At 35.8% G+C, this 22,656-nt stretch carries 22 protein-coding genes and 1 pseudogene; 5 read left to right on the top strand and 18 right to left on the bottom strand.

Annotation, left to right across the window (positions count from 1 at the left end):
* Positions 1-140: 140 nt before the first annotated feature.
* The 6 genes from AC0L3Q_RS05485 to AC0L3Q_RS05460 form a co-directional block, all read right to left on the bottom strand.
* Positions 141-1,976: an N-acetylmuramoyl-L-alanine amidase gene (locus tag AC0L3Q_RS05485; protein ID WP_473285661.1), complete on the bottom strand. Its 1,836-nt coding sequence runs from the start codon at positions 1,974-1,976 to the stop codon at positions 141-143.
* Between the two features lie 3 nt (positions 1,977-1,979).
* Positions 1,980-2,648 carry a TolB family protein gene (locus tag AC0L3Q_RS05480; RefSeq protein ID WP_473285660.1) on the bottom strand — a complete coding sequence of 223 codons (669 nt, stop codon included), beginning with the start codon at positions 2,646-2,648 and terminating at the stop codon, positions 1,980-1,982.
* Entirely contained in the window at positions 2,636-2,854 is a 219-nt protein-coding gene (locus tag AC0L3Q_RS05475; protein WP_473285659.1) for a hypothetical protein, read from the bottom strand. The genes AC0L3Q_RS05480 and AC0L3Q_RS05475 overlap by 13 nt, the downstream gene beginning before the upstream one ends.
* Positions 2,855-2,961: 107 nt before the next feature.
* On the bottom strand, positions 2,962-5,412 hold the full coding sequence (locus tag AC0L3Q_RS05470) for a peptidoglycan DD-metalloendopeptidase family protein (RefSeq protein WP_473285658.1): 2,451 nt from the start codon (positions 5,410-5,412) through the stop codon (positions 2,962-2,964).
* 342 nt (positions 5,413-5,754) lie between these two features.
* The gene (locus tag AC0L3Q_RS05465) at positions 5,755-6,429 is read right to left on the bottom strand and encodes a response regulator transcription factor (protein ID WP_473285657.1); all 675 of its coding nucleotides are present in this window, start codon (positions 6,427-6,429) and stop codon (positions 5,755-5,757) included.
* 223 nt (positions 6,430-6,652) lie between these two features.
* Positions 6,653-9,007, bottom strand: coding sequence for a TonB-dependent receptor (locus AC0L3Q_RS05460; RefSeq protein WP_473285656.1), 2,355 nt, complete (start codon positions 9,005-9,007; stop codon positions 6,653-6,655).
* 143 nt (positions 9,008-9,150) lie between these two features.
* Between AC0L3Q_RS05460 and AC0L3Q_RS05455 the strand changes: the two genes are divergently transcribed.
* A complete protein-coding gene (locus AC0L3Q_RS05455) occupies positions 9,151-9,783 on the top strand; it encodes a MarR family winged helix-turn-helix transcriptional regulator (protein ID WP_473285655.1) in 633 nt (210 codons plus the stop codon).
* A gap of 16 nt (positions 9,784-9,799) precedes the next feature.
* Here the strand turns inward: AC0L3Q_RS05455 and AC0L3Q_RS05450 are convergent, their stop codons facing one another.
* Complete coding sequence (locus AC0L3Q_RS05450) at positions 9,800-9,994, bottom strand: hypothetical protein (RefSeq protein WP_473285654.1); 195 nt, start codon at positions 9,992-9,994, stop codon at positions 9,800-9,802.
* 186 nt (positions 9,995-10,180) lie between these two features.
* On the opposite strand from AC0L3Q_RS05450, the gene AC0L3Q_RS05445 reads away from it, so the two are divergent.
* The 4 genes from AC0L3Q_RS05445 to AC0L3Q_RS05430 all read left to right on the top strand — a co-directional run bounded on the left by AC0L3Q_RS05445 (position 10,181) and on the right by AC0L3Q_RS05430 (position 15,831).
* Positions 10,181-10,870: a TIGR04282 family arsenosugar biosynthesis glycosyltransferase gene (locus tag AC0L3Q_RS05445; RefSeq protein ID WP_473285653.1), complete on the top strand. Its 690-nt coding sequence runs from the start codon at positions 10,181-10,183 to the stop codon at positions 10,868-10,870.
* 116 nt (positions 10,871-10,986) lie between these two features.
* On the top strand, positions 10,987-14,121 hold the full coding sequence (locus AC0L3Q_RS05440; RefSeq protein ID WP_473285652.1) for a TonB-dependent receptor: 3,135 nt from the start codon (positions 10,987-10,989) through the stop codon (positions 14,119-14,121).
* Between the two features lie 231 nt (positions 14,122-14,352).
* A complete protein-coding gene (locus tag AC0L3Q_RS05435; RefSeq protein ID WP_473285651.1) occupies positions 14,353-15,024 on the top strand; it encodes a hypothetical protein in 672 nt (223 codons plus the stop codon).
* 21 nt (positions 15,025-15,045) lie between these two features.
* A complete protein-coding gene (locus tag AC0L3Q_RS05430; RefSeq protein ID WP_473285650.1) occupies positions 15,046-15,831 on the top strand; it encodes a ThiF family adenylyltransferase in 786 nt (261 codons plus the stop codon).
* A 97-nt stretch (positions 15,832-15,928) separates the two neighbouring features.
* Here AC0L3Q_RS05430 and AC0L3Q_RS05425 read toward each other — a convergent pair whose 3' ends face one another.
* The 11 genes and pseudogenes from AC0L3Q_RS05425 to AC0L3Q_RS05375 all read right to left on the bottom strand — a co-directional run bounded on the left by AC0L3Q_RS05425 (position 15,929) and on the right by AC0L3Q_RS05375 (position 22,644).
* Entirely contained in the window at positions 15,929-16,321 is a 393-nt protein-coding gene (locus AC0L3Q_RS05425; protein ID WP_473285649.1) for a hypothetical protein, read from the bottom strand.
* A 39-nt stretch (positions 16,322-16,360) separates the two neighbouring features.
* Positions 16,361-16,567: a tetratricopeptide repeat protein gene (locus tag AC0L3Q_RS05420; protein ID WP_473286896.1), complete on the bottom strand. Its 207-nt coding sequence runs from the start codon at positions 16,565-16,567 to the stop codon at positions 16,361-16,363.
* A 282-nt stretch (positions 16,568-16,849) separates the two neighbouring features.
* Positions 16,850-17,596 (bottom strand): annotated as a pseudogene (locus tag AC0L3Q_RS05415) (serine hydrolase domain-containing protein); the annotation flags it as partial.
* Entirely contained in the window at positions 17,560-17,859 is a 300-nt protein-coding gene (locus AC0L3Q_RS05410; protein WP_473285648.1) for a hypothetical protein, read from the bottom strand. The pseudogene AC0L3Q_RS05415 and the gene AC0L3Q_RS05410, both read right to left, overlap by 37 nt.
* 95 nt (positions 17,860-17,954) lie before the next feature.
* Complete coding sequence (locus AC0L3Q_RS05405) at positions 17,955-19,082, bottom strand: helix-turn-helix domain-containing protein (RefSeq protein WP_473285647.1); 1,128 nt, start codon at positions 19,080-19,082, stop codon at positions 17,955-17,957.
* Between the two features lie 6 nt (positions 19,083-19,088).
* Positions 19,089-19,433 carry a 5-carboxymethyl-2-hydroxymuconate Delta-isomerase gene (locus tag AC0L3Q_RS05400; RefSeq protein WP_473285646.1) on the bottom strand — a complete coding sequence of 115 codons (345 nt, stop codon included), beginning with the start codon at positions 19,431-19,433 and terminating at the stop codon, positions 19,089-19,091.
* Between the two features lie 135 nt (positions 19,434-19,568).
* Positions 19,569-19,823 carry a hypothetical protein gene (locus AC0L3Q_RS05395; protein WP_473285645.1) on the bottom strand — a complete coding sequence of 85 codons (255 nt, stop codon included), beginning with the start codon at positions 19,821-19,823 and terminating at the stop codon, positions 19,569-19,571.
* 198 nt (positions 19,824-20,021) lie between these two features.
* Positions 20,022-20,315, bottom strand: a complete 294-nt coding sequence (locus AC0L3Q_RS05390; protein WP_473285644.1) for a hypothetical protein — start codon at positions 20,313-20,315, stop codon at positions 20,022-20,024.
* A 276-nt stretch (positions 20,316-20,591) separates the two neighbouring features.
* Positions 20,592-21,497 (bottom strand): class A beta-lactamase, subclass A2, encoded by a 906-nt coding sequence (gene bla / locus AC0L3Q_RS05385; RefSeq protein WP_473285643.1) that lies wholly within the window; start codon positions 21,495-21,497, stop codon positions 20,592-20,594.
* Between the two features lie 140 nt (positions 21,498-21,637).
* Positions 21,638-22,096 (bottom strand): hypothetical protein, encoded by a 459-nt coding sequence (locus tag AC0L3Q_RS05380; protein WP_473285642.1) that lies wholly within the window; start codon positions 22,094-22,096, stop codon positions 21,638-21,640.
* 83 nt (positions 22,097-22,179) lie between these two features.
* Positions 22,180-22,644, bottom strand: coding sequence for a Crp/Fnr family transcriptional regulator (locus tag AC0L3Q_RS05375; RefSeq protein WP_473285641.1), 465 nt, complete (start codon positions 22,642-22,644; stop codon positions 22,180-22,182).
* Positions 22,645-22,656 lie beyond the last annotated feature (12 nt).

The following is a 22,656-nucleotide window of genomic DNA, read 5'->3' as shown; positions in this document are numbered from 1 at the left end:
GTGAGGTTTTTAGTTGGTTCAGTTTTTTGGTTATTTCCTCCTTTCTTTTTCGTTTATTTTAAAATAGTGCCTAAACCCAGTCAAAACCCTAATTATATAGGATTTTGACTGCGTTGTTTTCTATCCTAGGTGTTTATGTACTACTGTTTAATGATTCGGGTAGTACTAATTTGGGTACCATTATTTACTTTAAGGAAATAAGTTCCTGAAGGAATGTCATTTACCATATCACTTATATCGATGTTGCTTTGCAGCTCCTTGCTAAATTGATCTGACTTTTGATGTATTAGTCTACCAGTAAGATCAAACAAGGATATGGTAGCTTTTGATGTATTACTACTATCGTAGGTAAGCATTAATTGTTTACCATCGGTAGGGTTAGGATATACCACCACAGTATTCGTAAGAAAAGTATCGTCTATTATCGTATTATTTTGCTTGGATAAACTACTAATCGTTACATCTAGATTTCCTGGAGAAGACCAGTTTCCTGCTGCATCTCTTACCAAACTTTTCACCTTACCATTTCTCCTTCTTATATCCTTGGTCACTGCACTTCCTGCAGTAATCACTTGACTATTCCCTGCTCTGAATTTGTACACCTTAAGGTCATCAAATTCTACCGCCGTTTTATTGGTTCTTAACGAAATAGAACTACCATTCTTGATCGGGGAAGTATCTGTCCATTTCAACAAAGACCTATTGTTCTTGAAGATTTCTAATACTCCAAATGCTGGACTGTAGGTAATTTTGTAATTCGCCCATTTGTTATCCTGTGGCGCATCACCAATAGCTCGGGTATTAAGCACATTATTCACCGTTTCGTAAATACGCACCTTATTATCTTCGCCACTAAACCATATCAGGTAAGAATTACCCCGTTGAGATAAACTACCATCACTGGCCATGATATGTATCCCAAACTTACGAGGACCAGAAGTTGATTCTACTTTGGCAGCAAACTCATACAAATAAGGCAACCCTGAGTTCTGAGACAAAAACGAGCTAAGTTGAGTGTTATCAGAACTTGTGTTGGATTGCCGAAGATGTTTATTACTAATCGACCAGTTTCCTGCTCCAATGGTATAGCCAGAATAGAGCACATTGCAATTATCATTAAAGAATCCATTACCTCGATTAGCATACCAGTTATCGCCGTATTTCTCGAGAGCCTGATAAAACCTTCTAGTTACTCCAACATTATCATTATCTGTAAAGTTGGCTGTAAAATCACCAGCTTGTGTAGCTCCTCCACTGGCACTAATACTAGTTGTGGGAGCAGTAGTATCCCCAGAAGGTGGAGGTGGTGGCGGAGTTCCTCCTCCAGAACAATTCCCTAAACTGTTTTTTAATGCTGTCACGTAAGCATCGGCAAATCGATCTCTCCAGGTATCATTCAATAATTTATTTTTATCGGCAGAGTCTACAAAACCAATTTCATTTAATACACCTATCGCATTATTTTGATTCAAAACTCCTAGTGTGAACCCCAAATAAGGGCGATCTTCAGAAGACCTGCGATCTACCCATTGCCCTCCAGCAACCATTTGATCCTGAATTTCTCTAGAAAAACGACTGTTGCTTGCGTTCGGTGAATTACTAGATCTGGACCAAAAGGTTTCGGTTCCTGTACCTCCTCCACCATTACAATGAATACTAATAAAACGATCTCCCCTCCAATTGTTAGACATTACTCTCCTTTGTGTAAGCGACACCCAACCATTTCTGGTTGTTCTTGTCATTCTTACGGTCCAATTGCCACAACCATTTTGCAATTTTGCACGAAGTTTCAATCCCACAGCAAGTGCTGTAGCATGCTCTGTATCTGTCCTTCCATCGGGATCTGCTCCGGTAGATGTATATCCATGCCCTGGGTCAATAACAACTACTTGAGCATTACTTGTTTCTGAAAATAGCATTACCACCAATAAGACCATAATGCCAATAGTATTATTCAAATATTTAGATGTATTCATGATTTACTTATTTAGGTTAAAATCAGCGATAAATATGGCTCCGGTTTTTTCGTCAGAAAACGCAATTTTCTTTCCATCTGGAGATATATCTCCCCACATTTCGATAGTATTTGGTGTAGCCGTTAGTTGTACCTTTTTTGAAGATTTTGCAGAAATATAAAAGAGTTCTGAAGCAGAAACATCATGTCCATCCTCACTTTCATCTTCAAAAGTGACTATTCCACTGCTATCTGGAAGCCAGCTACTTGCCAAACCTATCCCCAGGTCTTTTCTTTGACCTTTTCCTGAAATAGGGTAACTATACATATTAGCGCCCTCATGGACCACCACATATTTTTGATCTGGAGAAACTATTGGATGATAAAACTGTCCCTCTTCTTTGGTAATTACCCAAGGTTTCCCAGTTTTTCCTTGTTTTGCCTCAAGTTTTAAAGTCTTTTGATTAATGTATACTACTAATTGGTTCCCCGATTTTGTTTGAGCCACCATTTTAGTATTCTCAGGGTGTACTCCGGCCAATACTTTTTCCTTTTTAGATGCCAGATTGATACTCTTTACCTCAAGGTCAGAAAAAGTTCCTCCTTCAGGTTTTTCACGAAATATGATACTATTGCTATCGGCTGACCAATTGGCTAAATATCCAATACCCTCAGCACTTTTTACTTTTTCCACTTTATTCTTTTTTTGAGATCGACAACAAACAAAGTACTGTTTTCATGATTCGTAAAAAGTATTTTTTGTCCATTGGGAGACCATACTGGTGTGCTAAAATCTCCTCCTGAAGTAATTGGTTTTACATTGGTTAGATAAGATTGCGAATACCCAATAGCGCAGGTAAAACCGCATAGCATTACTGCTAATAATTTGAATGTTTTCATAAGATTTGTGTTTCGATTAATTATTCTGAGGTAGCTTTTTACTTTTCAAATTTCGATTTATTGATATGTATCCTCCTGAGATTACTTGTTGAGAATACCTTTGTCCTCTATTGTTTTGTAATTTTTACTGTACTGGTGATGTGATCAATAGATACTTTGATTATATATTGCCCTTTTTGAAGATCGTTTATAAAATTGCTGAGATCCATACTTCTGGCATTTATTCCTTTATAAGGATCATGAGTCGATTTCAGTTTTCTTCCTAGCATATCATAAATAGAAATATATGCTGTGTTCTTGGATAAAGAATGGTAATCCATTTGTAGTTCTTTTCCATCAGTAGGGTTAGGATAGATCACCACAGTATTGGTAAGAAAAGTATCGTCTATTATCGTATTGTTTTGCTTGGATAAACTACTAATCGTTACATCTAGATTTCCTGGAGAAGACCAGTTTCCAGCAGCATCTCTTACCAGACTTTTTACCTTGCCATTTTGCCTTCTTATGTCCTTGGTCACTGCACTTCCTGCAGTAATCACTTGACTATTCCCTGCTCTGAATTTGTACACCTTAAGATCATCAAATTCTACAACCGTCTTGTTCGTTCTTAATGAAATAGAACTACCATTTTTGATCGGGGAAGTATCTGTCCATTTCAACAAAGACCTATTGTTCTTAAAGATTTCTAATACTCCAAAAGCTGGGCTATAAGTAATTTTATAATTCGCCCATTTGTTATCTTGTGGCGCATCACCAATAGCTCTGGTATTAAGGACATTATTCACCGTTTCGTAAATACGCACCTTATTATCTTCGCCACTAAACCATATCAGGTAAGAATTACCGCGTTGAGATAAACTACCATCACTTGCCATGATATGTATCCCAAACTTACGAGGACCAGAGGTCGATTCTACCTTGGCGGCAAACTCATACAAATAGGGCAATCCTGAGTTCTGAGACAAAAACGAGCTAAGTTGAGTGTTATCAGAACTTGTATTGGATTGCCGAAGATGTTTGTTACTGATTGACCAGTTTCCTGCTCCAATGGTATAACCAGAATAGAGCACGTTGCAGTTATCATTAAAGAATCCATTACCACGATTAGCATACCAGTTATCACCGTATTTCTCTAAGGCTTGATAAAACCTTCTAGTTACTCCAACATTATCATTATCTGTAAAGTTGGCTGTAAAATCACCAGCTTGTGTAGCTCCCCCACTGGCACTAATACTAGTTGTGGGAGCAGTAGTATCCCCAGAAGGTGGTGGCGGTGGTGGAGTTCCTGTACTGTTATTAGAGCGATAACGATAGTCTTGTCTTGGTTGTCCAATTCCTGTAAAACGACCTGTGGTAGAAGCATTACCACCAGCAGCTCTCCATTCAAAATGAATATGATCTCCAGTTGATCCGCCTGTGGTACCTTCTTTTGCAACTACTTGACCTCTGCTAACGGTTTGACCTTGGCTGACCAAGTTGACCTTATTATGTGCATAATAGGTTCTTGTACCATCACTGTGGCGAATAATCACTAACCGACCATATCCACTGGTAAGACTACCGCTTATACCTGAAAAAGAAACCACTCCGCTTGCCGAAGCCCGAACATTTTGATCACTAGACAAAGATGTTGCAAAATCAATTGCTGGATACGAATGATGTCCTCCTGGTCCAAATATGTTACATCGACCAACATTAGTATGAGATCCAACTGGTCCTGGAGTACCATGCCTGGAAACGCATAAATCTACTCCTGCATCCCATGGTAAATAATAACTTAAGTTAGAAAATTTTGTTTGGTTTTGTTGGCGTTTCTTTTGAGTTAGCTGTTGTTTCCAGCCTATTAATTGTAAATATTGTCCCTTTGCTTCTAGCAGCGTATTCGTTTGTTTGGATTTTATATCGTAAGAAATGATCTTGTCAGCGTGTCCATGTAATACATCTATCTTCCTGTCCATTGTCCCCAAAAAATAGAACTGAGATCTATTAGGTGATAGTAATGGTGTTTTCATGTAGCTAAATGGTATGCCTAACTTTTCGAACTTATTGGATAAAAGATCTAATATCCAAATACCATTATGCTCATCAGAGGAATCCAGAAAGGTTCCCTCTACATAAATCTTATTGGGATCGTTAGTCCAAGCTATTGGTTTGAAAGCAATTTCCCTTCGGTCTGGATTCTTTTTATGTAATAAGATACTTTTCTGTTTCTGTAAAAGATTGATTTTGATCAAATTGAATGCGCCTCCAATCTGTTCACGTTCCATATATACCCATAAGTTTGGATCAAAAGGACTTTGAAGGCCCTGAAAAAAATCATAGGCTTTGGTGACCTCTATATTTGGATCTATCTGAGCAATAGTATAAGCGATATTATCCAAAGATGTAGGTTGAATATCCAGTGTTACAGCGTTTTTTGATGTATTTGGGTCAATTTTTCCTGTCATAGGATCCATAACAACTATTTCTTGTTGTTTTTGAAGGATCAATTCTTGAGAATGTATTGCTGAAGCATAGAGCAATAGCAAACACATACATGTTTGTGCAAAAGATTTCATTAGGGATGAGTTTGTAGTTAAGATTAGTTAATAGTCAGCCTAGCCTATTTGAAACAAATAAGCTGCTATGACAATTTGTGATTGTCTTTTTAGGGATTTTAAAGTCTAGTAATTGGTTTGTTTACGGATTAGTCAAATAAATACTAAAATGACAAGGAGTTTTTCATACATTGGGTTTTAAGTTTGATGCATCATTGTATTTAATAATGCTAAAGTACTTATACCCAAACCTAAAAAAATAGGCACATGTTCTTATTTCTACAAAAGGTTAATAATCATGGATGAAAAGCAGACCATTTCGTCTCAAAATGTAGTAATCAATTATCCATATAAATGCTCCTACTAAATAGGAATACCAGGAGACATGATATCTTTTTTTATTTCTAACGCATATTTCAAAAGCGCATTGCTTCCTTGAAGGTTAAGTTTATTACATATGTTTTGCCTATGGTTTTTTACTGTCTTTACACTCTTATAAAATTCTAAAGCGATCTCTTTATTGGTTTTGCCCTGCGCCACCTGTTGTAGAATTTTTATTTCTGTCTTTGATAATTTGTACAAGGGATTCTCCTTTTGTATTTCCTCTGCATCCTCGGCATACCATTTTTCCCTGAACTTTTTACTTATATAAGGTTTATCATGAATAGCCCTCCATGCGCATTTTTTCATGCTTTCTACGGTATCTGCTTTGTACATCACCCAGGTGATCTCCATTTTTCTTAAGATCCTTTTCAAGCGAATATCCAAATCAAAAGTCATGATAACTATTTTAGTTTTCTTTGCATTTGCTTTGGTAAACTGGGCAAGCTCTATTCCTGAATTATTAGAATTTAAAGTCGCATCAATAACAATAAAATCAGGTTGTAAATCTACAATCAATGCTCTCATTTTATCCAGGTCACTTATATCATCATGAAGTATAAATTTAAGTTCTTTTGGAGCTTCAAGCATTGCTCTTATTCCTAATCGTTTTAAGGGGTCTTCATAGGCTACAATCACGTCAAATTCTCTCATCATTCAAATTGGTTAATTATCGCAAAACAAACTATTTTTGGAAAATAGTTTGTTAATATAACAATATTTACTATAAAAAATTAACGAATTTTTACTTTACAATCAATTTTATTGACATAATGCAATAATTTTCGACGTCTGACAATATTTTAAAAAATAAGGTTTCATAAAAACAAAATAACTGTTCTTTATCTTCTAGATCATCTACAACAAATAAAACCCGTATTTAAAAATCCACAACCACACCAATACTCGGTATAATTTGCCCAGAGTCAGTTTCAATTGGAGTAAGGCTTCTTGGATTGATTATTGTTCCTGTATTATCTCTACTAAGTCCAAATTGAGTAGGCTGAGGAATCTCTTGACCCAGCACATTTTGAGCTTCTATAAATACATCAAGAGATAGATTCTTAAAATTCCATTTTTTATCGATTCGAAGATCTAGCTGACTGAAAACATCTAATTTTTCTTCTCCCAATCTCGAATAATCCAAAATAACTTCAGGATAATTTGCCAGGGTAGCATCAAGATCCGTCGGTACAAATGGTGTTTCGCCTGCAAAGCGATAACGCGCACTTATTTCCCAATTTTTACGAAGTTTATATCCTCCAGTAAACGACACCAAATGACGGCTATCCCATACCGAAGGCAAGTATTCATTGCTATCAAAACCAGTAAACTCACTGTAAAACCAGGTATAGGCAAAGATTCCGTAAAAATTATTCGACAGTTTTTGTTGAAATTGCAATTCGACGCCATAGCTTCTTCCCTGACCTACGGTAGCTACATCTTCACTTCCTAACACCTCAAAATCAGCTCCCTTGTTAGCTAGAGAAACTCCATCCAGTACAGATACTGGATAATCATCATATCTTTTGTAAAATCCCTCTAAAGAAATACTGGCAGATGGCCCAAAATAATGTTGCAATCCAATAACGTAATGGTCGCTCACCGTATAATCTACATCTCTATTCACCAAAACATCATTGTTATCTCTAAATCCTAAGATTGTATATGGTGGTAATTTGTAATACCTCCCTAACGATCCATTTACTCTCCAATCTTCAGCAAATTCATAGGATAAGGAAAGTCGTGGCGAAAAAGTGGAAAACAGCGTATTGTCTTCTACAAAACTGTCATCGTCTGCTCTAAATCCAAAAGACACGTCTAATTTCTCATTAAAAAAGGAACGGGTCACATTGGCAAATAACCCGTATTTAAAAAAATCAATCTCGGTACTAAAAAAGTTATTATCTGTAAGATTAGCAGTATTGTTTTCGTAATACGAATACTGGGCATTAAACCCTGTGGTGAGTTTCCAATCTCCCAAAAATTTGGTGAGTTGATATCGTAGTTTCGTTTCAGATTCTACCGCATCATTACTAAAAATAACCCCTGTTTCATTCTCTGGATCTTCAAATCTTGTAAATTCATTGTTCAATGTATTATTGCTCAGTGTAGTTTGCATAAAACCAGAACCATCCTTGAAACGGTTTCTCCACGATATCCCGATAGCGTTGGTCCTTTGTTCTATAAAAGGAGCCTGCTCTAATTGTGCCTGTTGTTCGGGATCAAAGTCATCTGGAGCTTCCACAGAAAAATCATCAATAGATCCTAAACCTGTAAGGCTAATCTCATTATAAGCATCAATTTTGTGATTGATTTTGTATTGATAATCCCAATAATTAGGTCTAAAAGGAAGACCAATCACTTCGAATAAGAATTGCAGATAACTACGTCTTGCAGATACTAAGAAAGTAGTTTTTGCATCTTCTAGAGTTCCTTTAAACAAAGGGCCTTCTAGAGTTAACGCTGCTTCACTTGCACTAACTCTGAAGTTTCCACTCAACGATCTACTATTTCCTGTGCGTTGACTGAATTGTAACACACCAGATAGTGGATTATCATATTGCGCACCAAATGCAGAAGTGGACAAGGTAACATTGTCTATAAAAGAAACATTGATTAAACCTACAGGTCCTCCCGCACTTCCTTGGGTACTAAAATGATTAATGTTTGGTACCTCCATACCATCTAGATAATACACCGTTTCGTTGGGTGCCCCTCCCCTTATGATTAAATCATTTCTAAACCCTCCTATTGAAGGGGATACTCCTGGTAGCGTTTGTGCTACTTGTACCACATCATTATTACTCCCCGGATAGGTTGCTATTTCTACAGCAGATAATGATTGTGTGGATAATGGTGTTTCTTTTGGTCTACTTATCTTATTAGCATTGGTTACAACCACTTCATCCAAGGATTCTGTGGATTCTAAAAGAACAAAATTATAAGCTGGAGTTCCCTTTGATCTTACGATAACATTAAATGTGGTTTGCGTTTCAAAACCTACATAACTTACTATTAAATTATATGATCCGGGAGTAATATTGGTGATGCGGTAATTCCCATCAAAATCAGTTTGTGCTCCTTTTTCGGTACCCTCTAGAAAGACTGAAGCACCCAAAATCGGTTGACCGGTCTCGTCGGTGACATTCCCGGAAAGTTCTCCATACACTTGCGCATGTAGGTTTGAAATCACCATCATAAAAAATACAAGGAAAACATTTTTAGAATTCATAGTAGTAAGAGTTAATGTTTTAGTTCTATTTTAGTAAATACCAAAAAAGAGATTTAAATTTGTATAACATTTTTTTACAAATATTAAACAAAAAGGTATTTTATCATAATATATATTTTTAATTTAGTGTTAAATAATACATAATGAAGGTTTTTGACTTTATAAAACAGGTGTATGATCTGGTTGGAGTATTTATAAAGAGCAACAAGGAAGAGGATATCAATCTGAAATATTTCTCAAATTGGTTAGATCATCAATTAGACGATACAGAGCAAAATGACCATTTTGGCATTACAGAACATAGTATTGATGCCGAAATAGCTGCATATATTGGAAGGATGAGTAGATATTCTAATTTCTACATCAAATCTGCCTTAGAAGAATTGCCCTTTACCACAGATATGGATTTTGCCTTTACAGCAATCTTACACAGATCTCAACCTATCGGAAAAACGAATTTGATTAAAAAAATGGCGTATGATAAATCTTCAGGAATGGAAGTAATTAAACGATTACTAAAAAATGGGATTATCGAGCAGTTTCCTAACCCAGAGGATAAAAGAGGTAAATTATTACGATTAACAAAAAAAGGCGAAGAAAATGTAATCCTCGCCTATGCCGAGGCCGGAAAGGCGGCAAAACTTGTAAGCGGTAATCTATCCAAAAAAGAACAACAGACGTTGCATCAACTCCTTAAAAAACTAGATAATTTTCATTATCCAATATATTTAAATGACGGAAAAGATATAAACACTATTCTTAACGAATATCTGTAACTACTTTATACCTAAATTATAATCTTCTAATCTTTGGTATCGCAAATGCAATTAGTAATACCGAAGCTACCATGAGTGGTAACATTCCTCGCATAGGAACCAAATCAGCATTTGCTTTGTGATATTCGGGTTTAAATTGTTTCCAATCTACAGTATCCGCATGTTGTTGCTCAAAAATTTTGGGGTAGAAGAAAATGATGAACCATATCATTACAATATGCGTAAAACCTTGTCCAAATATAGAACGCAGAATTAAGAATAAAATTTACTGTTTTAACAGAACTTTAAATTGTAATTTTATAACTCATAGTAATGCTTTTCTATCAAGTCTTGTAATGAATTTCTTTTTTACACGACTTAGCACTACTTATACCATTAAATTATAGTTGCCCACTGAATGTATACTTCAAACACAGCATTACTTGTTTTCTCCCTTTCACTTCAAGAAGAGTTGAAAAACAAGGCATTTTTTGGACAACATAATTTAGGAAAATCCTTAAGCAACAACACCAAAAAAATTGCAAATCAAAGTGGGTTACCTGTCCTTTATTTTGACGAGAAGCAACAATCAGGTGTTAATTTTGGAGAAAGATTCTCTAATGCCTTACTAGATGTCTTTGAAGCTGGATACGATAAAATCATCACTATTGGTAATGATTGCCCTCTACTTGATGTAAGGCATATCCAACAGGCAAAAAAAGCGCTAGACAATAATGGTAATGCTATAGGTCCAACTGCTGATGGTGGTTTTTATTTATTGGGTATTTCCAAAGATGACTTTGATTACCATTCTTTTTTGGACTTCACCTGGAATACAGCATTCGTCTATCAGGAAGTATTAGATAACATCATCGATAGCAATCCTTCTTGTATCGTACTTGAAGAGCTTCAGGATGTTGATTTCCTATCGGATATCTACCACTTATCTACTAGATATATCCTTAATGAGGCATTAAGAAGAAGCATCCAAGCCATTCAAAAGCAAGCCTCTCCGTCTTATAGTCATATTGATTTCAATATACTTCAATGTTTACAACAAATTCCTTTTAACAAAGGATCCCCGGTACCACTTTTAATTCAATTGTAAGACGAGGTCTTTTGTTTTAAATACAACCTCTGGTTATTCCTATTTATTTTTTAATCATCTACTTTAAATTCTAGAAGCTTTTCTGGTGTTTTTAAGTACTAATTCAGCATAGCCGCATGAATCGCTTTGTCATTATCATCACTATACTATTTTTTAACCTATATACTTTTGCCCAAGAGACTACGGGTAGCCTTCAAGGAAGTTTAAAAGATCTTCAAAACAACCCTATACCCTTTGCCAATATTGTATTAACAGATACTGAAACCAATTTTACCTATGGTGCTATTTCTCAGGAAAACGGGTTTTATAGATTTAATAATATACCCCCTGGAAGTCAATATACTGTTACCATCTCTTTTTTAGGGTTTAAAACCGTTGAAGAGCGTAATCTCGTCATCAATTTGGGGAGCGCTACTATAAGAGATTTTATACTTCAAGAAGAAAGTACTGCACTACAGGAAGTGGTTGTTTTGGCAGAATCTACACCCAAAAAAAATGGTAATGAAACTTTACTCAATCGTAAAGCCATTAAAGCTACTCCTACCATCAATAGAAACATCCAGGATCTTACTAAAAACTTACCCGAGAACAATCTAAACTCTTTTGGGGGTGCCAGTAACCGATTTAATAATTTAAACATTGACGGGATTGCAAACAATGATATTATTGGATTTCAGGAACCTGCTAGTGGAGCATCAGGCTCGTCGGCTAACGGGACTCCAGGTAGTCTGTCCAGGAGTCAACCTATTGGACTTGGAGCAGTAAAGCAAGTAAGTGTAAAACTATCTCCGTTTGATGTGAGTATTGGAAATTTTAACGGAGCAAGTATCAACTTAGTTACAAAAAATGGTACAAACACCACAAAGGGAGAAGTATATGGTTATGGTAACAATCAAAATCTAATAGGTGAGTTTGCCCGAGGTATAGAGCAAGATGTACAATCCTTTTATGATGTACAATTTGGTGGTGGAATCGGTGGTGCTATTATCAAAGACAAGTTATTTTACTACGTCAATTTTGAGCAGGCCTTATCCAAAACCCCCGTATTAAATGCTCCTGGGAGCGAGTCTTCGAACATTTCGTTGGATGATGTAACTGCAATCCGAAACAGATTACTCAATGTATACAATTATGATCCTGGTGCATACGAGAGCGCTGATTTACCAACTGCAAGTACCAAACTATTTGCTCGCTTAGACTACAATCTTTCTGAAATCCACAAGTTGACACTTCGTAATAATTATGTAAATAGTTTTGCGGATAATTTAGAATGGAATAGTACTTTTTTCAACTTCGGAAATCAAGGATACCGACATAATAGTATTGCCAATAGTCTGGCATTAGAACTAAAATCTAACTTTTCTAATGGAGCGACCAATAAGCTTTCTGTTGGGTATAATATTGTAAAAGAAGATCGAGATTTTGACGGACGCGTGTTTCCGCACATTCAGATCGCAACTTCGTCTGCCGGTCGTATATTTGCCGGAACGTATCGAGAAGCTTCAGTTTATAATACCGATTTCTCAACACTTCAGATTGCCGACACTTATACTTTTGATATCGACAAGCATCACTTTACTGCAGGGGTATTTGGACAACTGCATGATGTTGATTATGGATTTCTTTCGGCATGGAACGGTCGTTGGGAATACCGTTCTGTAGATGATTTTTTGAATGATCGCCCTGCTCGAATTCGAGGAGTTTATAACATCAATAACAATGACTTTGGTTTTGTGAGCAACCGCCCTTCTGCGACTATCGGAGTCTTTGAAGCCGCTGCTTTTTTTCAGGATAACTTTCGTATTGGGGAAAACCTAGAGGTAACTGCCGGAGTGCGCCTTGACGGACAGTATCTGACTCAAAAACTACCTATCAGCGAAGCTGTAAGCAACACTCCAGAATTTTCTCGATTCGATAATACCATATCCAAAGCCCCACAACTTAATCCAAGAATTGGGTTTAATTACAAAATAGATGCCAATGGCAAATACACGTTAAGAGGTGGAACCGGTTTGTTCTCTGGACGTATCCCCTATCTGTGGTTTGCTTATGCAGAATATATTTCGGGTACAGAATATTTTAATATCGATCTAAGGCCAGATAATACTGTTGCACTTACTGAAAACCTAGAAGATCTGCGAAGCGTGCAGCCCAATTTGACCGAAATTAATCTATTGGATCCTGATTTTAGTCTACCTCGAGATTGGAAAACAAATATTGCTTTCAAAGCAAAACTACCATATCGATGGACGATAGACGTAGAAGGTACTTATACCGAAGTAGTCAATGGACTCCTTTTTCAGTCGATCAACAGAAGAGATAATGTGGGTAACTTTGATGGTGCAGACAACAGACCGTATTTTTTAGAAACCGGTGACGCCATCAAAATTAATCCAAATTTCACCAACGTGTTTTTACTCACCAATACCGACAAAGGGTTTCGATATAACCTAACTTTAGGACTCAGCAAGCAAGCCGGAAATTACAGTGGATATTTGGGCTATACTTATGGCCGTAGTCGAGACATTTCAAGTACAGTACGTAGTTCTCCTGCGGCTAATTTTGAGTGGAACCAAGCATTAGTCGCAAACGATCCTGGCTTGTCTTATTCCAATTTTGACCTCAGACATAAATTTGTAAGTAGTCATTCTTATAATTTTAATTTCGGAAAATCCAGTACAGGCTTCATTTCGTTTTTATATAATGGAAGAGCTGGAACCCCTTTTTCTTATGTATACCAAGGAGATTTAAATCGTGATGGTTCCTCCAGAAATGATGTAATCTATGTGCCAAGAGATGCTTCAGAAATTAATTTGATTGATATCACCGATAGTGCTGGAAATGTTACAGTAAGTGCTGTAGAACAGTGGCAACGTCTTAATGCGTTTATAGAAGCAGATCCTTATCTAAGAGACAGAAGAGGGCAAATTGCAGAACGTAACGGAGCCCGTACTCCCTGGAACCATGAATTAGACATGAAACTAGAATATGCAGTACAGCTAAAAAACGGGGATGGCATTTCTCTCTCTTTTGATATGCTTAATGTATTCAACTTTATCAATAGAGATTGGGGGCGTTTGGTGTTTGTGCCTAATGTGGTCAACTCCAGTTTTAGTCTTTTAAATTTTAGAGGAATCGAGAACAACGAACCTTTATTTCAGTTTAATATCCCTGAGGGTACAGAACCTTACGTAACGGATTTGTTCAACTCGAGATGGAGAGCACAGTTTGGGTTGAAGTATAATTTTTAAACATTCAAATGCTTCAGTAAATTTCACCTATTTTATTTTTAGAAATAAAATAGGTGAAACAAATTACATTGATTCAAAATGCAAGTATAAATACCAACTTAAATTTTAAGCAATAGTACGTAACCAATCGTCACTTTAAGTTGATAACAGGTTAACAAAAAAATAAAGGAATTAACATGTCTAATTGAGGAAAAATATGGTTTTTTGCAGGCGAATTTTAAAACCTATATTATGTTTGCCCCAAAAGACAAATACTTAGGTCAATACAAAGGCCTGGATTTATATCAAATCCGAAAACCGCAGCTTCCTTTTTTCTCTGACTTTGTGTTTAAACTGTATAGTTATCACTATGCCAAAAAGTATGACTGGCAGCCTTCAGATCAAATTCGCTTGGATATGCGAGCTTCAGACCAAAAAAGATACTATCAATCCGTCTGTTTTGGGTTTAAAAATGAATCTCAAGACTTTGTGGGTACCATAAAAGTTACCTACAAGACAGAAGGTGATGTATTTCCCATTGAAGAGGAATTTCATATCAACTTACCTGAAATTATCCAAGAAAAGAACCTACAGGTAAAACATATTTGGCATCTTGGTCGGCTTGCCATCGATTCTAAATTTTTGAAACAATACAAGAATAAGATTTCATCAAAAGAATTAATCACGCAACTGGTAAACCAAGCTTTTCTGATTGTCGATAAAAATCCGAATAGTTTGGTGATTGCAGAATCTGATGCGCTTATTTATACCATTTTCAGAGAAATAGGGATCAATATGCAGAAAATAGGCCCCAGTCAGGAATGTTTGGGGAGCCCCACATATCCCGTGATCATGACCGGACCGGATATCCATAATTGGCTAAAGGGTATCGAAAACAATGAATTGTCTCCAATATATCATTAAAAAAAACAGCATTATAGAAATATGGAAAGTGTAAAGAAAATACCCGAAATGCACGATGAAGAACACTATCATAAAAATGTGCTATATATCACTCCGGAAGAACAAGATCGACTGAAAAATATAAAAATTGTATTTGGAGGCGTAGGTTTAGGTAGTGTTATTGCCGAAGCCGCTCTGCGATTAGGTTTTGAAAACTTTGTATTTATCGATGGTGATGAAGTTGAAGCTTCGAATTTGAATCGACAAAACTATGATTTTCAAAACGTTGGAGAATCAAAAGTGGCATCGATTACTAAAAGAATGCAAGCCATTAATCCTAATGCAAATATCGAGTATCACCATCTGTTTCTGGAGCCTAACACCATTGCTCAGTATGTTGACGGTTGCGATATTGCCATAAATGCAATTGATTTTGATGCAGAACAAACTCCTTTTGTGTTTGACGAAATATGCAAAGAAAAAGAGATCCCGGTAATTCATCCTTTGAATTTTGGTTGGGGTGGAGCAGCTTATGTAGTTACCCCAGATAGCGAACAGATATTTGATGTAGCCCAAAAAGAAGGAAGATTTGAGCTTGTACTGATCAAAAATATGTTGGCTTATTTCAAAGACAGAGCCGATATAAATCTAGATTGGTTTTATAATTTTTACGAATCCTACAAAGCCAATTCGACTAAGATCACGCCTCCTCAACTCGTGGTGGGATCGCATCTGGCCGCTGCTCTGGTAACCAATATCTTATTTTGTATCTGCAATGGGATTGAGGTAAAAAAGTTCCCAGAACCTTATTTTCTGTCAACTCGGTAGTTGATTTGGCAGCTATATTTACTTATATTTTTACTTGGTAAAGCTTGTTACTTTTGTATAGCAACAAGCTTTACTAGATGCAATACTTGCATTTTACTCAACTCCCAATAATTAATAAAGCCCCAATTAACAACAGCACTATCCATCCAGGATGTTTTGCTTTGGTTGCCACAAACACCAGGAGTGAAGAAACAAACATAGTTATCGCAGTGGCATAGACCATAAAACTGACAACATCTGCATTCAACTGCTCTTGTACCAATGCTATTTTTACTAGAAAGGCTCCAATACACCAACCAAAAAATGAAGCCAAATGCCAGGTTGCCCAGAGTATTCTTAAATGTCTTCCTTTCAACTTGGTGTTTCCTATTGTAGGAACAATATGCCCTTTTCTTCTTTTGGATTTAAATATTAAATACTCTCCAAGAATGGAGTGTACCAATCCCAATATAAAACATAAGCTTCCTGCAATTAAAAAATACGTATTCATAAATGGGTTACTATTCTGGTTATTAAGGTTCAGCTCGTACTAGTTTTTAGGATCGGTTTCGATCTTTTTAATCATCTCTTTGGCATTTGCATTTTTAGGATCTAGAAGGAGCGATTTTTTATAATTGATAGCTGCTTTTTCTTTGTCTCCTAATTTCAGATAACACTCTCCTAGACTATCATACACGTTACCAGAATCAGGAAATAACTTGGTATTCAATTTAAATACTTTTAGTGCATCATCCATTTTTTCCTGGTTCAAAAGTGCATAACCTACATTATTCATTTCCTGTTCTCTAAGATAAAATTTTTCTGAATTTTTATGTTGGTCAAACCATACTTTTCCGGCTTCATAATTCGTAGTAGAAATAATATCATAGATTTCTTGCGCAATGGATTTTTTGGGTAAAACATATTTCCTGTTGGTTAACTTGTAAAGTATTTCCTTTTCTAATTCTCCAATCCACTTTCCACCGCTTGAAGTGAGAATGATTACTCCCGATTGATATTCAGGAGAAAAAACATAAGCACTTCCAAAACCATCCAAGTCTCCACCATGTCCATATTGTATTCCGGTATCAAAAACCTTTTTACCCAATCCAAAACCATATCCATTTTCTTTTTCGAACGGATTTTTATGAAGCATTAACGGATTTGAGGGGTCACTCTTTTTGGAATACGTTTTCATCTGAAGCCTCATCAATTGAATTTGATCATTTATTGTTGAATACACTCCTCCAGCAGCGGCCAACGTACCCATAGTAAATGCGGATGTTTCTTCATTTCTATTTTCTTTTCGATAAGGGGTAGCTAGAAGTTCTTTCTGTTTGTCTGTCAAAACCACCGTTGTATTAGTCATATCATATGCGTTTGAAATATACTTCTGGATCAATGCTGCATAAGTTTGTTGACTTGCCAATTCGCAAACATATCCCACAATGGCATATCCGAAGTTTGAATAGCCAAATTCTGCTCCTGGTTTAGACTGTAATGTAACCTTGTTCAAATCATTTAACAAAAGTGCTTTTGTATACGGGTTTAGCATAGGTTCTCCATCCTTTCTCGTAATAGTGAGTTGTCTATAAGGCAATCCGGATGTGTGTAACAAAAGATGTCTTACTGTCACATGCTTGAGTCTTTCTTTAGCATCGTTCTCTAATAAACTCCCTAGATATACTACAATAGGTTGATCCAAATCTAATTTTTGCTCATTAACCAGGTTTTTGGCAATGATACCCGTCATTTTTTTGGTGTCCGAAGCAATTTGATACATCGAATTTTCGGTTGCAAGTCGTTTTGTATTTCGATGTAGAACACCAACTCCTTTTTTAGAATAACCTTTCCCCTATGTATAACTCCGATAGACAAGGCAGGGATGTTGTTTTTTTGAACTACACTATCAATTTTGCGATTCATCCACTGCACCAATTGTTCTTCGGTGTAGTTGGCAGTGGCCCCATCATCGGTTCCCAATTGTGAATACAAGGAATAACTACTTAGTAGATAGCAGGCGATTACGAACAGTATTATTTGTCTCATGTTTTCTAATTTTTTAAAACGATGCCACAAACCTCTGATTTATAGTTCTAATAAAAGTTCGAATGATTCATCCGAACCATTTTCTCATCAAATAATTATGATAAATGATGTTTTTTTCTGAATTCTGTAGGTGTATGCCCTGTTGATGTTTTGAAATGAGTATTAAAAGTAGATTTGCTATTGTAGCCTACCTGGTATAAAACTTCCAAAATTGTTTTCTCTTTGTCTTGAAGTAGAATATGTTTTGCCTCGGTAATCCGGTATTGATTCACAAATTCGTAAAAATTGAGATTCAGATGGTGGTTTAGGATACTTGAAATTTCTCTGGTATCGGTTTGAGTCTGCTCAGATAGCTTTTGAATCGTAAAGTCGGGATCAAAAAAAGGTTTTTCTTCTTGCATGAACCTTTTTAATTCATTCACTTTTTGATGGAGATCAGGATTTTCTTTTACGATAGCCGTTTCCTTGTTTTTATTCAATTGAAGTTTGGAATCAATTCCTGTAAAAATTTTGGGAGCATACATGGCTTTTAACACTAGCCAACAGGTAAACAATAACATTCCCACGGATACCGCTAACCGAAATGGAAGAAGGTCTTCGTTTGTATTTCCATACTTCTGACTATTTTTTATGATGGCAACCACAAACAATACACTTAAAAAAATAGTCATTTGCATCAACCATTTATAGTTATAATCGTCTGAGATTGCATAGTTGGCCACCAGTATCTTTTTATATTTCATTAAAAGCTGAAAAATCAGAATGATATACAGTAAGTTTTGCAAATGGGCTAAAGACATCGAAAACACACCAAAAGGGTTATACAGATAGGTATCTGCAAATTGATTTTGAGCGCTAGCATCGGCCAAATAAAAAATAGGAATTTGTATCAGACTCACCAACACAAAAGGAATCAGATGTAACAAGTATTTTTTCTTGATTTCAAAGTCAGCGTAGACTATAGAAAGTACAAAAAGATATAGAAATGGAATCTCCAAAAAGGAGCCAAGGTCCATTCTGAACAACTCTAACTCGATAGGTAAATCCACTATATCATAGTAAAAATAAGCACTTACATCTATGGCTCTAATGATTAAATAAATGGCTAGAAATATATTCCCTATCCTATTTTTTGAGTTTACCGTAAATAAGAAAAATGCTAAAAGAAATGAAACAAATACTATTAAAAAACTAGTGATTTGAAGTAAAAACTCAGTATTCATTCTTTCTTACACCATTGTTTTATTGCAGTAGGTTGCCTTTTCGAAGTCCCTAATATTGATCGAAATAATCGGAACGTCTGGAAATAGCAATTTCAACTCGGTGATGATACTATCCGACAATTTCTTTTTTTGAGCAACGGTTCGTCCTTCCATAATATTGGCAAAAATATGGATGAAATCATCTTGAGTATTACCAACGGTATAATATTCAAAGGGATTGATTCTAACTTTAATATCTCCGGGATCAAAAAGATCGGATGCTACTGCCGTATCATAGACTTTTTGAATAATTTCTTGTGGGGACTTTAGTTGTATAATGTGCTGTGAACAATCAATAACAAAGTGTGGCATAAACTATTTGATTTTCGGCTGTTGATTTTGACTAATGAGAAGGTATTATATCCTTAGGAATTTCACTTATACCAAGGTAAGGAAATTGTGAAGAATTAGGGTAATATAAGTTATATACTTTATGGTAAAAACATTTTACCCGATCTTAAAATTAAGCACTAAATTTCCCTTATCAATCAGAAAATCTCCTATTTCATCAATTATTACATTTTTGTCCAAAGAAGAGTCGGAATAATCTATTACCCAATCGATTCCTTTCGAATCTAAACCTCCTCCTGCTATTAAATTCCGTTTTTCAATTTCTTCAATCAGTTCATCCCAAAAAACCATTTGTTCTGATTCTGATAGAATATTGGTAAATTCTATTTTTAAGGTTAACTCTTTATCCATCTATTGTGAAATTCTCTTTTTACTGAATACTTTTTTGTATGAATTTTCAAAGGGCATACAATGATTGGCAAGTTCATAACTATAACTTACAGAATAACAATCATAATCTGTGTTACCTTACCATATTTTTAATTCAATACTGTTTTTATTTTTTCCCAAAAACTTTTCTTTTTTGACTGAATTTGAAACTTATTATCTTCATTTCTGGTGTTCACTTCTCTTCCGATAGATCTTTAATAAGTATTCTATCCTTGATGAATTTGTATCCAGATGATTCAGGAATACTTTAAACTCTTCAGATCCGGTTGTAAAGATCAAATATTCATCAGGGTTCCATGGAGAGGCGTGATTAGCTTCATTTATGATTTGGTCATCAGAGATTGCTCCCCAACTTATCGCCTTTCTCCCTTCTAATGCGATTCCTTTATCGGATAGTTCGATTTGTATCCTATTCGTTTTTGCTAATTTTAAATACCCTGGAATGCCTCTCATCGCTAATAGCGTATATAAAATAACCACTACCCCAATTATCCAGTGGACAGCGAATAGTAAATAAACCCCAACAGCGATCCAAAATATCGCTAACGCGATTTGCCGGTAATAATAGGATTTGGATATATATATATATTGGTTTGTTGAGGCGCTTTTTTGTTTTCTACAAAAAGTTCTGAAATCATTTTTGATTTAATTCTATTTTGAGGTTTATGTGATCTTGCAAAAAGACAACAGAAAATACATTTTATATGGTGTTGTTTTTCCTTTTTTTAACTAGTATTTTTTTACAAAATAATCCCAAGCTACTTTTGTAATATCAGCGATGATTTTCTCGTTGGTTTCAAAATTTTCTGACGATTCGGTAACAAAGACACTTATGGCAAAGTACTTTCCATTGGGAAGAAAAACGAGTCCAATATCGTTTACTGCAGCCGTAATCCCTGTTTCCTTATGCGCTCCTGACCAACCTGTTTTATGTGCCACTACGGTTTCCTTTGGCAATTGCCCTTTTAATCGGTTTTTACCTGTTTTGGTTCCTTTCATAACATCCCATACAAATTGGTGACTTTCTTTGGTGAGCAGGCTATTGCTGTTTTCGTAAAATGCTTTAAGAATCCTATTCGCTTCTTGAGGTGTAGTCCAATTCAAAAACTGCTGATCCCAATTGTTTTGCATGGTTTCCTCATTGATTTTTACTGCAAAATCTTTAAAACCTAATTGAGAAAAATGATGTTCTATTGCTTGTGGTCCTCCCATCAATCTTAATAACACATCGCATCCCACGTTGTCACTTAAAGCAACTGTATATTTCATAATTTCGGCCAGGGTTAGTGTAGCTCCTTCTGGATATTTTTCCCGTATTGGGCTCCATAAACCTGGCAACAATTCACTTTTCTTGATTTTGATTTTTTGCTCCAGAGAAAAGTTTCCTTTATCGATTTCAGATAACACCTTCAACGCAATTGGGAACTTGAATACACTTTGCATCGGAAAGTGTTTTTGTCCGTTGATACTCAGAGTATCTTTATCATCCATTCCATGAATTGCCACCCCAACAACAACATTCTTGGACTGTATAACATCTTCTAATTTCTGTCGTAAAGTTTCTATTTTTTGAGAATATCCTTGTGTAAAAATCAATAACAGGATGAAGAAGATAAACGGTCTTTTGTTTGTCATAATTTGCTTGCTGGTACTTGGATGAGAATTATAGGTTGTAAAATCGCTGCGGATTATTACTTGTATCAAATATAAAGAAAAAGGCAATTGAGAGAGTTCTCAAATGCCTTATCTTTTTACAAAATTTGATGTGCTTTTATTTACTCGGTAGAGTTGAGTTTTCGGTTTTTGAAGTAAGCATAAAAACTTGTAATTATCGCAAAAGATGAAACGATAGTCATTACGGTTCCTGGAAAAAACTTAACATATCCTCCTAGATCCATAAACAAGAAGTATCCCAAATCTGCTAAGCCTCCAGTTATTGCCGCAAGAAAAATAGCATTTTTATTTCCTTTCCAAACAAAGAACGCGCTTACAAAGGTTACAATACCAATCCAAAACAAGTTGAATCCGTGTTGTCCTACAACAGCTCCGGCTGCTTTTGGATAATCCATGGTTAGTGTATTGGGTTCAATAGCATCTGCTATTCCCGCAATCGATGAAGAAATATCGTTGGTGAGTATGCCTTTCATGGTCATAACCCCTGCGAGAATATGCACAATTCCCCAAATAATCCATAAAATTGCCGAAATTTTCAGTAGTGTAGCTCCGCTTTTCATTTGACTGTAAAATTGATTCCGTCAAATATGTTCTTAATTTATCTTTTGTGCATTAATGTAGATTAAGAAATAATGGGAAACGCTTATTTAAGTTGTTTGCTTTTGATAGCGCTCAATGCTTCTGGTGTAATTCCTAGATACGAAGCAATCATCTTTTGGGGTACTCTCTGTACAATTTCTGGATAGGTCTGTATAAAATGGTCATATCGTTCAAGAGCAGAAGCGCTCATTAGCATAATCACTCTTTTCTGAAGGACCGCAATACGTTTTATAAATGCTGGTGCATTTTTACTTTCTTTTTGTATATCTTTAGGAAAAACAGTGATCACAGAGTCCTCAAGCGCATCGATATATAAATCACAAGGTATATCTGGTGCTACATTATCAGCTACCGTCCACCCCTCGGGGCCAAACATAAAAATATGTTCTTTGCCCTTTTTATCAATTAAATAACTTCGCAAAAGGCCAGATTGAACTTGATAAATTTTACTGTTTAGATCTCCGCTTTTTTGTAAGATCTCTCCTTTTTTGACGCTGATCTGTTTCAACTCTTATCTTTT

The organism is Aquimarina sp. KJ22-3, assembly GCF_055808215.1.
This window is presented reverse-complemented; position numbering and strand designations above follow the sequence as displayed.